The following is a 14,613-nucleotide window of genomic DNA, read 5'->3' as shown; positions in this document are numbered from 1 at the left end:
CGTCGCGGCCCGCACTCAGAGCGTGCGCTGCATGCAGACCAGTCGCTCGCGTTCGTCCCACGACTCGGTGACGGCGAAGCCCAAGCGTTCGTACAGCGAGATGGCTCCGGTGCGCCATGCCCACACCGAGAGCCGCACCGCGTCCGCTCCGCCGTCCGCGGCGGACGCGAGCGCGACCCGGAGCAGCTCGGAGGCGATGCCGCGGCCCCGGTAGGCCGGGTCCGTCCAGAGCCTCTTGATCTCCGGCAGGCCGTCGGCGGGTGCGGTCAGCACGAGACAGCCCACCGCGGCGTCCCCGTCGAGGGCCGTGAGCACGACGTCTTCGGCGAACGCGGTCCGCGGGTCCGAGATCTCCGCCCGGTAGCGGTCCGGCAGCGCGTCCACACCGGTGACGGCCTCGCCCTTCTCGGTCTCGGTCCGCAGATGGTAGGCGGTGAGCAGCGCGGCGAGCCCGTCCTCGGAGGAAAGGTCCTGGCCCGGCCGGCGCACGACGGCGATCTCGCCTCGATCAGTCATGGCGTCAGCATCACACGTTCCGGCCCGGACCCGTCGACGGGAGTGCGGCTCACCCCGGTCCCGCGGCGTCGCCGCGTCACCCGTGCCGGTGATCGGCCGCGAGGTCGCCCCGGCGGCCGCCGGTCGGCCGTCACCCTGGGAGCATGCGCCGTCCTCTCGCCTTCGCCGCCGTCCTGGCGACCGTCCTCCTCGCCGGAGGCTGTGTGTCCCTCCCCGCCGGCGCTCCGCCGCCGCGCCTGGCTCCGGCCGCCGCCCGCACGCCCTCGCTCGTGCCGGATCCGGGCCAGGCTCCCGCCGTGACCGCGCTCGTCAGCACGGCCCCGAGCCGAACACCGCAGCCGCCCGCCCGTCACCTGCGCGCCACGGCACGGCAGTCGACCGGCCGCGGCGACGCCGGGAAGCGGCCTCCGCGCGCCCAGTCGCCGGTCCGGCCGCGCACCGGCTCGGCGGCGGCCCGTCCGGCACGGCCCCGGTTCGTCGCCCCGGCCGGGCCACGCCGCCACGCCGGGCGTCCGCAACGCCCCGCCCGCCCGCGCCAGGTCAGGCCGCGGCAGGCGCAGCCGTACGCCACGTACGACCTGCGCACCGTGTGCGGCTGGTCCCACGGATCGCCCGTGCCGCCCTCCGTCCGGGACCTCTGTGACGCCTACGTCGGCTGAGCCGCGGCGCAAAGGCCGACGCCGTGGTCGCGCGGTGCGTCAGGTCGCCTTCCTCGCGACGAACCGGACGGGGATCCCGGCGTAGGTGTTGAGGATCGTGTTCTCCGCGATCACCGGATCGCCGGTGAGCTCGACCCGTTCGACGGAGTCGAGCAGCGCGTGGATGACGGCGTGCAGCTCCAGACGGGCGACGCCCTGGCCGACGCAGTTGTGCGCGCCGTATCCGAATCCGAGGTGATCGAGCGGATTGCGGCGGAAGTCGAACTCGTCCGCACGCTCCCACTTGCGTTCGTCGCGGTTCGCGGAGGCGAAGAGCGCCCAGATGCGCGCGCCCTGCGGGACGGTCACCCCGCCGAGCTCCGTGTCGCGCGCCGCGACACGGGTGAGTCCGCGCACGGGGGTCTCGAACCTGAGCAGTTCGTTGATCGTCGAGGCGACCAGACCGGGTTCCGCGCGCAACGCGTCCCACTGGTCGGGGCGTTCGGCGAAGAGGACGAGCAGATGGCCGATCGCCGCGGCCGTGGTCTCCAGTGACGGGCCGATGAAGTCGACGAGGAGGAGCGGGCACTTCTCCGCGGCGATGACACCCCGGTCGGCCGCTTCGAGCATGGCGGCCCCGGGACTTCCGGCCGCGAGTTCCCGGTTCGCCGCGAGCTCGTGGGCGAACGTGAACAGGCGCCGGGTCATCTCCATGTTGTGCGCGGTGCGTTCCGAGGCCGGACCCAGCAGGTCGTTGCCCACCTGCCCCCACGCGTAGAGGTGCTCACGATTGCGTTCGGGAAGCCCGAGGTAGTCGGGTATGACGAGCATGGGCAGCGCCTGGGCGAGCTCGGTGACGCCGTCGATCTCGCCCTTGGCGACGACTTGGGCGACGAGATCGCCCGCCTTCTGGACGATGTCCTCCCCGCGGGCCCGCAGGGGGCCGGGGCGCAGTCCCGCCCCGACGACGGAGCGCAGCGCGTCGTGCTCCGGCGGATCGCTGACGAGCGTGACGCCCCGCATGAGCTCGTTGACCCCGGGATCGAATCCCACGCCCTCGCCGGAGACGAAGGCGTCGTGGTCGGCCAACGCGGCCTTCACCTCGTCGTGGCGCGTCACCGCGTACACGTCCGGATCGCGCAGTCGGACGACGCCTCCCAGCTCTCGGAGGTGCCGGTACTGCTCGTAGCGCGTGCGCCGGTCCGAGGTCGCGAACATGTCGGTCTCCGTGAGGGGAGCGACGGCCACGGGTTCCTCCTAGAGCCACTGTCGGCGACGGCCGGCCTCGACGTGGATGCGGTGCACGCCTTCGCGTTCTCGTTCGAGCCGGACGCCTCCTCCTGATCTTGCTCGGCACGGGTGGCCGCAAAACCGGTGGCAGCGACCGACGACGCGCCGCGCGGACGGGCCGGAACCGGGGTCGGGCCGGAGCCGGAGGGGTGCGTCCGGCGCTCACGTCCGGGGAATCAGCTCCTCGATCACGGCGAGGGGCAGTGAGGGGTTGGCGGCCGCCGCTTCCACCACGCGCGGGTCGGGGTCGTCGAGCAGGTCCACGACGACCGGCGGCGGAAGTGCCGGACGGCCGGCGGCGACGGGTCTCGCCCGGGCGTCCGCCAGACAGGCGAGCAGGGCGCGCGGCGACGCGTGCGGATGCCGGGCGATCTCGCGGAGCGCTTTCGGCACGGGTGGTTCGTGCCGGATCAGATGCTCCAGCAGCGCCGGACTCGCGTCCGGGTTGGCCGCCACTCCGGCGAGGACCCGGATTCCGTGCCGGTCGACCATGGCGCGCAAGCGGGCTTCCGTGAGGCCCGGGTGCGACGCGACGGACTTGACCACCTTCGCGTCGGGGTCGTCGGCCAGCCGGTCGCGGATCTCCGGCCGCAGATCCCGTCGTCGGGCCGCCAGCATGCGGGCGGCCGGGATCGGTGACCGGACGAGCCGCCGGACCTCGGAGGGAGTCGCGGCGGCGATCCGCGGCAGCAGGGTCGCTCCGATCCTGACGGAGCCGGCCAGCCGCGTCAGCACGTCCAGCGGCACTCGCGGGTTGTGCGCGAGCCCGCGACGCACGTCCGGGTCCCGGTCGCCGGCCAGGGTGCGCATCAGCGCGTCGTCGATCGCGGGATTCCCGGCGACGTCGGCCCGGACGCCGGGAACGGGGTCCGCCGCCAGTTTCCGGTAGACCGCCGCAGGCAGGTCGGGGCGGTCGGCGAGCGCCCAGCGCAGCAGCATCGATGGATGGTCCGCGAAGGCGACGACGTCCCCGGCGGGCGTCGCCGGATTGTGCAGGGCCGCTTGGCGTATGTCGTGCACGGCGGACTCGTGGGACCCGTCGCAGGAGGCGCCCGGCGGCAACGTGCAGTCGGGGCGCGGACACTGCCGCTCGTGCACGAACGGCGTCGCCTCCCGGTCGCAGACCTCGCAGCGGCGCGCCGGCGGCAGCCCGTGCCCGGTGAGGAGCGCCGCGAGCGCGTCCGGGGGCGTCGCCTCGTTGGCGGCGGCCGAGCGGCGCACCTGGGCGTGCGGGTGTCTCGCGAGGCTCCCTGCGACCGCGTCGGACGTGGTCCACAGTGCGAGTTCCGCGACGACGCCCACGTCCGGGTCCGCGGCCAGCGTCCTCACCACGTCGGCCGGGAGGCCGGAGCAGGCGGCCAGCTTCTCCCGGTGCGCGGGGATCGGGTCGCCCGCGAGGAGCCGTGCCCACTGCGGGCTGCCGGCGCCCTTGTCGAGCAGGGCGAGCGCGACGTCCGGCCGCGCGACGGGATCGACGTCGGCGGCGGTCAGCCGGCCCTCGTACGCGAGGTGCACCCCGCACTCCTGGACGCGCGAGAACAGGGCGACCGCCTGTGCGTGCCCGAGATCCGCCCGGTCGGCGAGGCATCCGGCGACGTCGGCGTCCGCGACCGCGATCAGCCGGTCGACCAGCTCGTACGGCAACGTGGTGTTGGCGGCGAGACCGCACAGGACGTGATCCACACAGGGCATCATGCCCGAACCGGTGTCGGGCGGGTGCGGGGCGACTCGAGGCTCGCTCCGGCCTTGTCCCACGCGTCCGCCTCGGCGCCGAACTTCAGGTTGTCCTGGGTCATCCGCGGGCTGTGCCACAGCGCTTCGACGTTCTCGGGGGCGGTGAGTCGAGTTGACGATGCGTCGGCGGGGTACGGAAGTCGCCGCAGGTGACGACGCCTGCCACGCGGCCTCGTCCCGTCGGCTGAGCCGGTGGCGCGTTCGCCGACACGTCGACGCACCGACGACGACCGATGAGTTTGTGATGGATCGGCGGTCGGAGAACATGGCCGGGGCGCCGTGGCCGCATCCTGCGGGCGAGGGCGCACCGACCCGTTCAGCGAAGACCGGACACGAGAACCCGAGGAACCCACGATGCGCACCCTGATCAGCACCGCTTTCATCTCGCTCGACGGCGTCGTGGAGGCCCCGGGCGGCGAGCCCGGCTACCGCAACGCCGGCTGGACCTTCAAGGACGTCGAGTTCCTCCCCGAGGCGTTCGACATCAAGGGCCGGGAGCAGCAGGAGGCCACCGCGATGCTGCTGGGCCGGACGAGCTATGAGGCGTTCAGTCCGGTGTGGCCCGACATGCCGGAGTTCGCCGACTACAAGGTCATGCCGAAGTACGTGGTCTCCACCACCCTGCGTCAGAACGACCTGGTGTCCAACTGGGGGGACACGACGATCCTGCGCTCGCTCGACGACGTCGCCGCCCTGAAGGAGAGCGAAGGCGGCCCGATCATCGTCCACGGCAGCGCCTCCCTGAATCAGGCGCTGTCGGACGCCGGCCTGATCGACCGCTACCACCTGCTCGTCTTCCCCCTTCTGCTCGGGGCGGGCAAGCGGCTCTTCAGCTCCACGGACAAGGACACCCAGAAGCTGAGGCTCGTCGAGCACCAGGCGTACGCCAACGGGCTCCAGAAGAACGTCTTCGACGTCGTGCGCTGAGCGCCGCGTCGACCTCGCCTGTCGCCGACTCCGCGCCCCCGTGAGAGTGCGTGGGAAGCTGGGCAGGAGGCGTCTCTCAGGGAGGTCGGACGGTGGAGGACGGTGGGGACTGGGGTCGGTTCGCCCAGCAGATGGCATCGATGGCGAGGGATCTCCTGGCACAGGAATCGGTCGGCGCCACGCTGGAGCGGATCACCGCGTCGGCCACGGAACTGGTCGACGGGTGTGACGCGGCCGGCATTCTCGTGCTGCACGCCCCCAAGGTGGAGACGCTCGCCCCCACCGACCAGCTGGTCGTCGACAGCGACCAGCTGCAGGAGCAGCTGGGGGAAGGACCGTGTTTCGACGTCGCCCAGCGCGCCGAGGGCGAGCGGGTCTTCCGCATCGCGGACCTCACCGGCGAGCAGCGGCGCTGGCCCGCCTACGCCCCGAGGGCCCAGGCTCTCGGGGTGGGCAGCATGATGGGCTTTCTGCTGTTCACCGACGACGAGGACCTCGGCGCGCTCAACCTCTACTCGCGCAAGGCCGGCGCGTTCACCGAGACCAGCGAGCTGGCCGGCTGGCTGCTCGCCTCCCACGCCGCGGTCGCCTTCTCCAGCGCCCGCACCCACGCCCAGATGGAGCAGGCCGTGGCCACCCGGCACGTCATCGGCGAGGCCATGGGCATCCTCATGGGCAGCCATCACCTCGCCGAGGACCAGGCCTTCGACGTGCTGCGGCGCTATTCACAGGAGAACAACGTCAAGCTCCGCGAGGTCGCGCGGCGGATCTGCGAGCAGGGCGGCCTGTCGTGACCCGTTCGTCGGCGGGGCGGCTCCCCCGGCACGCTGTCTGAACCAGAGAAGCCTGGGCCGGGACAGCCCCATGGGTACGCCGCTTGACCCGGCATGCTCACCAAGTCCCCTGTCCGGGCCGGCTCACACCCGCGGCGTCGGGGCGGAGCGGGCGTCGACGGCGGACTGCGCGTCGGGGTGGAGGGCGAAGACCTGGTCGAGTCCGACGATGCGCAGGATGCGCAGCGTGTTGTCGGGGACGCCGGCCAGGGCGACCTCGGCCCGGGCGGCCGCCGCGTGGTTGCGGGCCGCGATCAGGGCGGTGATGCCGCTGGAGTCGCAGAACTCCAGCCGTGACAGGTCCAGGACCAGGCACTGCCCCGGACGCAGGGCTGTCCTGCCGACGTGTTCGCGCAGCTCGTGCGCCGTGCCGTAGTCGAGATCACCGACGATCTCGAGCACGGGGCCGGTGGCCGCGTCGCGGGCGGCGATCTTCACTGTTTCATCTCCGGTGATCCGTTGCCGGGCGGGAGGACGCGAGGGTGCGAGGGACCCCGACGGCGAGCAGCGCGGTGTCGTCGTCGACTCCGTCGCCGAGGCTCTCCAGCAGGCCCGTCAGCGCTTCGACCATCCCCTGGGGTGAGGCGCCCGCGTGACCGGCGACGAAGTCGAGCAGGGCTCGGTCGCCGTACAGCTCCGCGCGGTCGGGTCCGGTGCGCGCCTCGGTCAGCCCGTCGGTGTACAGCAGCAGCGTGTCACCGGGGCCGAGTGTGGTGGTGGCGGATGTGAAGGAGGCCTCGGGCAGCGCGCCGACGAGGAGCCCGCCGGGAGTGGGCAGGAAGTCCGTCCCGCCGTCGGCGCGGATGACCAGGGCGGGCGGATGGCCGCCGGAGGCCACTTCGACGGCGGCGCGCCCGGTCTCCGGGTCGGGGGTGAGGATCCCGAAGATCGCGGTGCAGTAGCGCGGGTCCCCGCCGGTGCAGCGCTCGTGCAGCACCGTGTTCAAGGTGGTCAGCGCGGTGACCGGGTCGGGGTCGTGCAGCGCCGCGGCCCGGAGCGTGTACCGGGTCAGGGAGGTGACCGCCGCGGCTTCGGGCCCTTTGCCGCACACGTCGCCGAGGAAGAACGCCCAGCGTTCGCCGTCGAGGGCGAAGAGGTCGTAGAAGTCGCCGCCGAGCCGGTCAGGGGCGGCGGTGTGGTAGTACGTGGCCGTCTCCACGCCCGGCACCGCCGGCAGGCTCGCGGGCAGCAGCGACTGCTGCAGCGCGGCGAGGGCCTCCTGCAGCCGGGCCCGGTCGGCTTCGGCCTGCCGGTGCGCGCGCTCGGCTTCCTGCTTGCGGCGCTGCAGTTCCTCTTCGTAGGCGCGGCGGTCACAGGCGTCGAAGACGGTCGTGCGGATCAGCAGCGGCTCGCCCTCGCCGCCGTGCTTGACGACGGAGGAGACCAGGACGGGTATCCGGCCCCCGTCGGCCTTCTTCATCTCCAGGGCGATGCCGCTGATCGCGCCCTTCATCTGCAGCAGCGGCGCGAAGTGGGTCTCGTGGTACAGCTTGCCGCCCACGGTGAGCAGGTCGGCGAACCGCTGGTGGCCCACCACGTCCCTGCGCTCCAGGCCCAGCCGGCCCAGCAGCGTGGCGTTGATCTTGGCGATGGTGCCGTCCATCAGCGTCGACAGGTACCCGCACGGCGCCGACTCGTACAGGTCGTCGACGCTGTCCTCCAGCAGGGCGGTGAACGCCGCGTCGGTCGACGCGGCGTCCTGCGCCTCGGAGGGCTCTGGAGCGTCTCCGAGGGGGAACGTCACCGCAGGCTGCGCAGGAAGTCGAGGATGGCCGTGTTGGTCGCCTCGGGCGCCGACAGCTGCGGGCAGTGCCCGGTGGCCGGCAGCGTCACCAGGGTGGAGCCCGGGATCGCGGCGTGCACATAGGCGCCGACCTCGCGCGGGGCGATGACGTCCTGGGCGCATTCCAGCACCAGGGTCGGCGCCGTGACGGTCTTGAGGTCGTCCCGGGAATCGGTGAGGAACGTGGTCCGGGCGAAGACGCGGGCGATGTCGGGGTCGGTGGCGCAGAAGCTGTTCGTCAGCTCCTCGCCGAGCTCCGGCCGCTCGGGATTGCCCATGATCACCGGGGCCATGGTGGCCGACCAGCCCAGGTAGTTCGACTCCAGGGACGCCAGCAGCTCGTCGATGTCCTCGGCGCTGAAGCCGCCGCGGTAGCCGTCGGAGTCGATGTAGCAGGGGGACGGGGCCACCATCACCAGCGCTCCGATCCGCTCCGGCGCCGCGTGCGCGGCCAGCACTCCCGCCATGGCGCTCACCGAGTGCCCGACGAAGACCGCATGACGCAGGTCCAGCTCCTCGCAGACGTCCACGACGTCCTGTGCGTAGCCCGAGAGAACCGAGTACCGCGTCTCCTCCCACGCGCTCAGATCCGATCCGCCCGAGCCGACGTAGTCGAACAGCACGACCCGGTAGTGCTCCGCCAGCGCGGGAACCGTCAGCCTCCACATGTTCTGGTCGCAGCCGAAGCCGTGTGCCAGCACCACCGTCGGGCCGTCCGGGCGGCCGGTGATCTGGATGTTGTTCCTGCGGCGGATGTCCATGGCGGCCATCCTGCCATCGCCGCCGAAGGCCTCCACACCGCGTCCTGAGGCCGGGGCAGGAAGCGGAAGCAGGAGGCAGGAAGCGGCGCTCGACCTCCCCAGGCATCGCGCCGCCTCCTGCCGACCGGCTCCGGCTACCCCGCCGCACGCGCTCTACTCCTGCTTGTTTCGGTGTCCCCGTTCGTTGTCACGTGTTCGTTGTCACGTGTTCGTTGTCACGTGTTCGCTGGGGCGGGCCTTGTGCGCGGGTGACGGGCCTTGTGCGGGCGAGGCGTGGGCGGCGGGCCGTCCGCGTCGCCCCGCCGTCCGCTCCCTGTCCCGCCGTCCGCCCCCTGTCTGCGCGGTGCGGTTCATCGGCGCAGATGACGTTCCAGCCAGTCCGCGGCGCTGCGCCGGAACAGTCGCCGGTTGTCCGCCCGCAGGAAGTCGTGGCCCTCGTCGCGCAGGGTGAGCAGTTCGGCGGCGACGCCCCGTTCGCGGGCCGCCCGTACGAACTGCCCGGACTCCTGCACGGGCACGTTGGTGTCGTGCTCGCCGTGCACGGCGAGCACCGGGACCCGCAGTGCGTCGATGCGGCTCATCGGCGACAGGGCGCGCAGCAGTTCGCGGTCGCGCTCGGGGTGGCCGTACTTGTGCGCCGCCGACTCCGCGAGCCAGGGCTCGGTGCCCGCGAAGAAGGTCAGCAGGTCCGACATGCCGCAGACGGCGACGCCGGTGCGGAACAGCTCGGGATGCCACACGAGTGAGGCGAACGTCAGATAGCCGCCGTAGGAGCGCCCCATGACGGCCAGCCGCGTCGGGTCGGCGGGACCCGCCGTCACCGCGTGGGCCGCGCAGTCGGCCACGTCCTCCAGCGCGGCGAAGCGGCCGGCCCCCAGGTCGGCGTCGACGAACGACCGGCCGTGGCCGGAGGAGCCGCGCACGTCGGGGGCGAAGACGTCCATGCCGCGCCCGGTGAGCTCGTGGTAGAGCGGATGGAAGACGGGGCGTTCCTGTTCCTCGGGGCCGCCGTGCAGGTGGATCACGCAGGGCGCCGGCTCGCCCGCCGGACGTCCGGGCGCGCGGTAGTACCAGCCGCTCAGCGGCAGACCGTCGCGCGCCGTGAGCCGCAGGGGGACGGGCCGGACCGGCGGGCGGCCCGGCGGGACGGCGTCCTCGTCCTTCGACGACCAGGGGGTGCGCAGCAGGGACACGCCCTCGTGGGCCCACCAGACGCCCGGCCGGCGTTGCGACCCGGACAGCGCCAGCAGCAGGCGCCCGGCGCCGGCGCCCGTGACACGGGTGACGACCTCGTGGGGCAGGGGGACGGGTCGTGCCGGGCCGGTCGCGTTGGGGGCGGGGCGCCGGGCGGGGTCACCTGCCGGGGAGGTCTCGACGAGTTCGAGCTCGCTCGCGCCCCGGGCGTTCCAGGCGAGGGCGGCGGTGCGGCCGTCGTGGGCCAGGGCCAGGAGTTCGAGGTCGCTGTCCGGTCGTTCCGCGACGACGGACGTCCCGCACGGCGCGCCGTCGTCGTCGAGAGCCACCGCGAGGAGGGCCGCGTACTCCCGGGCGACGTTGCTGCGCAGCCACAGGGTCCGGCCGTCGGGTGAGAACCTGCCGATCCACGGGTCTCCGTCGGCGACCGGCAGGGCGAAGGTCGTGGCCGGGTCGTCCGTGCGCCGCACGACCGCCTCGCGTCGTCCGCGCGGCCCTCGGCGCAGCAGCACGAACCGTCCGTCACGGCTGAGGTCGCAGGCCCGCAGCGTGGCCGCGTGCGTCTCGGTGGTGAGGAGCACGGGCGAGGCGTGGCCGCCGGGATCGATCAGATACACCGAGAGCCCGCCGTCGGAACGTACGGCCGCCCCTGTGGCCGTGGCGCCGGACCGCGCCCCGCCGGACTCCTCTCCCCCGCCCCTCCCGGCCTCCGTCCCCGTTCCTGTGGCGGCGTCGTACACGGCGTGCCCGAGGAGCGTCGCGTGACCTCCCCGGTCCGTCCAGCCGACGGACGGGAGCGCTGCCTCGGGGCGGCCGTCGCCCGGGGCGGCTTCCGGGGGCGGGCGCCCCGGGCCGTCGTCGAAGGGGCGCACGGCGGGCGCGGCCACCGTGACGGCGAGCGACGAGCCGTCGTGCGCCCAGCAGCCCAGGTAGGCGGTGCTGTCCGGGTCCGCGCCGGCCACGATGCGCCGGCCGGTGCCGTCGGGACGCACGCACAGCACCCGGGAGTGCTCACCGCCGCCCGGTGCGGTGGTGTACGCGATCCAGCGGCCGTCCGGCGACCAGGACACCTCGGTGACCGGGTCCGGCGAGGAGTCGAGCAGCCGCACCTCGCCGCCGTCGACCGGGCCGGCCCACAGCTGGGGCACACCGCCCCGGTCGCAGATGAATGCGGTCTCGGCGCCGTCGGCGTCGGCGGAGGGGTACCAGCAGCCGTGCGACCGCAGCCGGTTCACGGCGTCCCGGGGGCCGGCCGCGTCGGGCAGCGGCACCAAGGCGGGCGCGGCGGCGTACACGGCGCTGTGCGCGTCGGCGTCGCGGGACGGCGCTTCCCCGGGCCGTGTGAAGCCCGCCCCGAACGTCACCGCGCGGACGTCGCCGGGCGGCGCACCGAACGCCGTGCGGCCGTCTCGATCGTCGGTCACCTGATTCCGTGCGTCTGCAGCCATATCTCCAGCAAAGCTATCTGCCACAGGGCGTTCGCTCCGCGCTTGGTCCGGTGCTCGTCGGGCGCGGCGAGCAGTTCGGCGACGTACGACTCCTGGAACAGGCCGCGTTCCCTCGCCTCGGGCGCCTGCAGCGCCTCACGCACCCGCTGCAGGACGGGACCGGCCATATGGCGGATCGCCGGGACGGGGAAGTAGCCCTTGGGGCGGTCGACGACCTCGCGCGGCAGGAGCTTGCGGCCTGCCTCCTTGAGGACGCCCTTGCCGCCGTCGGCGAGTTTGAGCTCGGGCGGGCAGGCCGCGGCCAGTTCCACGAGCTCGTGGTCGAGGAACGGCACCCGGGCCTCCAGGCCCCAGGCCATGGTCATGTTGTCGACCCGTTTGACGGGGTCGTCGACGAGCATGACGTGCGTGTCCAGGCGCAGCGCCGCGTCCAGCGCGGTCTCGGCCCCCGGCGTCGCCATGTGCTCGCGGACGAAGCGGCCCGAGACGTCCTCGCGGGGCAGCATGTGCGGCTGGAGGACGCGGGCGAGGTCGGCGTGCGGCCGGTCGAAGTAGGTCTCGGCGTACTGCTCGGGTTCGTCCTCCCGGGCGGCCCCGGCCAGCTCCGGGTACCAGTGGTAGCCGGCGAACACCTCGTCGGCGCCCTGCCCGCTCTGCACGACCTTGACGTCCTTCGACACCTGCTCGGACAGCAGATAGAAGGCGACGACGTCGTGGCTGGTCATCGGCTCGCTCATGGCGGCGATCGCGCCGTCCAGGGCCGTGGACACCCGGTCGGAGGGCACCATCAGGCGGCGGTGGTCGGTGGCGAACTCCCGGGCCACGAGATCCGAGTACCGGAACTCGTCGCCCTCCTCGCCGCCCTCCGACTCGAAGCCCACGCTGAAGGTCATCAGGTCCCGCTGCCCCTCGTCGGCGAGCAGCGCGACGATGAGGCTGGAGTCGAGGCCGCCGGAGAGCAGGACGCCGACCTGGACGTCGGAGACCATCCGGCGCCGTACGGCGGTGCGCAGCCCTTCCAGCACCGCGTCACGCCACTCGTTGGCGCCCATGTCGGCGTGCTCGGGGCGACGCGTGTAGGCGGGCTGCCAGTAGCGGTGGTCGCGATGGGCGCCGTCCGGCTCGACGACGCGGACGGTGGCCGGGGGCAGCTTGCGGACGCCGTTGAGGACGGTGCGCGGGGGCGCGACCGTGGCGTGCCAGCTGAGGTACTGGTGGACGGCCGTCGGGTCGAGGGAGGTGTCCACGTCCCCGGCGGCGAGGAGGGCGGGCAGCGACGAGGCGAACCGGAGCCGGTCCGGTGTCCCGGACAGGTAGAGGGGCTTGATGCCGAGCCGGTCGCGGGCCAGCACCACGCGGCCGCTCCGGTGCTCGACGAGGGCGAAGGCGAACATGCCGTGGAAGTGCTCGACGCAGGCGGTCCCCCACTGCAGGTAGGCCTTGAGCACCACTTCGGTGTCGGACGTCGACGCGAACCGGTGACCGAGCCCGCGGAGTTCGTCGCGCAGCTCCCGGTAGTTGTACACGCAGCCGTTGAAGACGCCGGTGATCTCGTTGCGGGCGTCCGTCATCGGCTGGGCGCCGAGGTCCGACAGGTCGATGATCTTCAGCCGTCGGTGCCCGAGCGCCACCGCGCCCCGCGTCCAGACCCCGCGGCCGTCGGGTCCGCGGGCGGCGAGGCGTTCGCTCATGCGCTCGACGGCCGCCAGATCAGGGCGTCGGCCGTCGAAGCGGATCTCTCCGCTCAGACCGCACATGGCGTACCGCCTCCTTTCCGCACACCGGCACAGGCCTGGATCGTGCTGCTGGACATGAAGGAGACCTTTCTGAGCGGTTCGGCGAGAGATTCGGTGGGACGCTCCGGTGGAAGCGGAGTCGGTTCGCCCGGTGGTGCGGGGCCGTCAGCGGCCGATGACCTGGGGCAGCGCCCCCCGGCCGGCGGCGGGGCGTGCGCCGCCCGTGGCCAGGGACCGCTGTGCCCTGCGCTGTCCGCGCTCGCCGCGGGTCTCGGCGACGAGCATGTCGACGCAGGCCAGGAGGTCCTCGTGCTGCGCCGCGCGACGGATGCGGCGGGCGGCGCTGCCGTCGGCGAGAGCCTGGTGCGTCAGCGTCCGCACGGTCTCCCAGTCCCCGTGGACCTCCAGAGCGGGCCGCAGCCGGACGAGCAGCTTGCGCAGCACCTGCTCCGCGGGCGCCTCCCGGTGGGTCTCGGGGTCCACGAGCGTTCCTTCGAGGCCGGACCGGGCGGCTCGCCAGGCGGCGCCGCGCAGCCACTCGTGCCGGCCGGCGCAGTGCGGCTCGCGGTGGGTGCGCAGCCGTTCGCGGGCCTCGGTGACCAGGGCGCGGAAGAGGCCGGCGACGAGCACGACGGTCTCCGCGCGCGGGCAGGCGTCGCAGATGCGCAGTTCGAGTGTGCGCAGGTGGGCGGAGGGGCGGACGTCGTAGTAGATCATCCCGGGGTCGCTGATCACTCCGGCCTGGACGAAGTCCTGCACGGCGGCGTCGTACTCGGCGGCGTTCGCGTAGCACCCGGCCGGTCCCGCGGTCGGCCAGCGCTGCCAGAGCAGGGTGCGCCAGCTCGCGTATCCCGTGTCGGCGCCCTGCCAGAACGGTGAGCTGGCGGAGAGCGCGAGGAGCACGGGCAGCCAGGGCGCCACGGAGCACATCGCGCGGACGGCCGTGTCGCGGTCGGGGACGTCCACATGGACCTGTGCGCCGCAGATGAGCTGTTCGTCGGCGACCTTGCGGTACTCCTCGCTCATGTGGAGGTAGCGCGCGTCGTCGGTGGGGCGGGCCGAGGCGGCCGCGGCCAGCGGGGCGGTGCCCGCGGCCATCACGGCCAGGCCGGACGAGGCGGCCGCCCGGTCGAGTCGCCGTCTCGTCTCGGTGAGGTCGGCGTGGAGGTCGTCCAGGGTCGTGTGCACGTCGCTGTTGGACTCGACCGTCGACCGGTGCAGCTCGGTGGTGAAGGTCCCTTCGGGGAGCCGCCGCAGTACGGCGTCGGCGCGCGGCACCAGTAGCCCGCTCTCCACTTCCAGGACGTGGAACTCTTCTTCCACTCCGATACGCATACTCACGTTCGCTCCTCGGCGTATGCCCGGACGTCCGCTCAGTGGTCGGACCCGTGTGCTGGGCGGATTCGGCGGCTGATTGCCCGGACCGAGTTCCCCACATACCGTCACATAATCTACGCACCGTGCACGTCTGGCGCGAATGCTTCTCAGACGAGCGAGAGGGAACTGCGCGGAGGGCGCGCCGACTCCCCCGTCCCGTCGCAGGCGCCGCCCTGCCCCGGGTGGGACCCGGTCGGGGCGGCCGTCCGCGCAGCCCGACGAGTCCCCGCCTCCCGGCAGTCGAATCGGCCTCCCGGCGGTCGAATCGTGCGCCTGCCCACCGTTCACGTCCGTGGCGCCCACGCCACAGGTCGCCCGTCGACGCACGGACCACGGTCGCCGTCCCCTCCCCTCCGATCACCGGCCGTCCCCTCAC

The 14,613-nt window shown here is 73.3% G+C and carries 12 protein-coding genes; 3 read left to right on the top strand and 9 right to left on the bottom strand.

What is annotated here, in order from left to right; genetic code table 11:
- Positions 1-15: 15 nt before the first annotated feature.
- Positions 16-516, bottom strand: a complete 501-nt coding sequence (locus Sri02f_RS33970; protein WP_109005170.1) for a GNAT family N-acetyltransferase — start codon at positions 514-516, stop codon at positions 16-18.
- Positions 517-659: 143 nt separating this feature from the next.
- Between Sri02f_RS33970 and Sri02f_RS33965 the strand changes: the two genes are divergently transcribed.
- Positions 660-1,175 carry a flagellar biosynthesis protein FlhF gene (locus tag Sri02f_RS33965; RefSeq protein WP_109005169.1) on the top strand — a complete coding sequence of 172 codons (516 nt, stop codon included), beginning with the start codon at positions 660-662 and terminating at the stop codon, positions 1,173-1,175.
- 39 nt (positions 1,176-1,214) lie between these two features.
- On the opposite strand, the gene Sri02f_RS33960 is transcribed toward Sri02f_RS33965, so the two are convergent.
- On the bottom strand, positions 1,215-2,402 hold the full coding sequence (locus Sri02f_RS33960) for a cytochrome P450 (RefSeq protein WP_109005168.1): 1,188 nt from the start codon (positions 2,400-2,402) through the stop codon (positions 1,215-1,217).
- A 204-nt stretch (positions 2,403-2,606) separates the two neighbouring features.
- On the bottom strand, positions 2,607-4,127 hold the full coding sequence (locus tag Sri02f_RS33955; RefSeq protein WP_109005167.1) for a hypothetical protein: 1,521 nt from the start codon (positions 4,125-4,127) through the stop codon (positions 2,607-2,609).
- 405 nt (positions 4,128-4,532) lie between these two features.
- Here Sri02f_RS33955 and Sri02f_RS33950 point away from each other — a divergent pair, with 405 nt between their 5' ends.
- Both Sri02f_RS33950 and Sri02f_RS33945 read left to right on the top strand, forming a co-directional pair.
- Entirely contained in the window at positions 4,533-5,105 is a 573-nt protein-coding gene (locus Sri02f_RS33950) for a dihydrofolate reductase family protein (RefSeq protein WP_109005166.1), read from the top strand.
- 131 nt (positions 5,106-5,236) lie between these two features.
- A complete protein-coding gene (locus Sri02f_RS33945; RefSeq protein WP_109005203.1) occupies positions 5,237-5,899 on the top strand; it encodes an ANTAR domain-containing protein in 663 nt (220 codons plus the stop codon).
- 123 nt (positions 5,900-6,022) lie between these two features.
- Here the strand turns inward: Sri02f_RS33945 and Sri02f_RS33940 are convergent, their stop codons facing one another.
- The 6 genes from Sri02f_RS33940 to Sri02f_RS33915 form a co-directional block, all read right to left on the bottom strand.
- Positions 6,023-6,376, bottom strand: coding sequence for an STAS domain-containing protein (locus tag Sri02f_RS33940; protein WP_109005165.1), 354 nt, complete (start codon positions 6,374-6,376; stop codon positions 6,023-6,025).
- A 4-nt stretch (positions 6,377-6,380) separates the two neighbouring features.
- The gene (locus Sri02f_RS33935; protein WP_109005164.1) at positions 6,381-7,682 is read right to left on the bottom strand and encodes a PP2C family protein-serine/threonine phosphatase; all 1,302 of its coding nucleotides are present in this window, start codon (positions 7,680-7,682) and stop codon (positions 6,381-6,383) included.
- Positions 7,679-8,482, bottom strand: a complete 804-nt coding sequence (locus tag Sri02f_RS33930) for an alpha/beta fold hydrolase (RefSeq protein WP_109005202.1) — start codon at positions 8,480-8,482, stop codon at positions 7,679-7,681. Before Sri02f_RS33930 ends, Sri02f_RS33935 begins: the two co-directional genes overlap by 4 nt.
- Positions 8,483-8,832: 350 nt before the next feature.
- On the bottom strand, positions 8,833-11,124 hold the full coding sequence (locus Sri02f_RS33925; RefSeq protein WP_109005163.1) for a prolyl oligopeptidase family serine peptidase: 2,292 nt from the start codon (positions 11,122-11,124) through the stop codon (positions 8,833-8,835).
- The gene (locus tag Sri02f_RS33920) at positions 11,097-12,881 is read right to left on the bottom strand and encodes an N-acetylglutaminylglutamine amidotransferase (RefSeq protein WP_109005162.1); all 1,785 of its coding nucleotides are present in this window, start codon (positions 12,879-12,881) and stop codon (positions 11,097-11,099) included. Before Sri02f_RS33920 ends, Sri02f_RS33925 begins: the two co-directional genes overlap by 28 nt.
- Positions 12,882-13,025: 144 nt before the next feature.
- Complete coding sequence (locus Sri02f_RS33915) at positions 13,026-14,195, bottom strand: carboxylate-amine ligase (protein WP_109005161.1); 1,170 nt, start codon at positions 14,193-14,195, stop codon at positions 13,026-13,028.
- Between the last annotated feature and the right edge of the window lie 418 nt (positions 14,196-14,613).

The sequence above is a fragment of the Streptomyces rishiriensis genome, assembly GCF_003112535.1.
GTDB lineage: Bacteria > Actinomycetota > Actinomycetes > Streptomycetales > Streptomycetaceae > Streptomyces > Streptomyces rishiriensis.
This window is presented reverse-complemented; position numbering and strand designations above follow the sequence as displayed.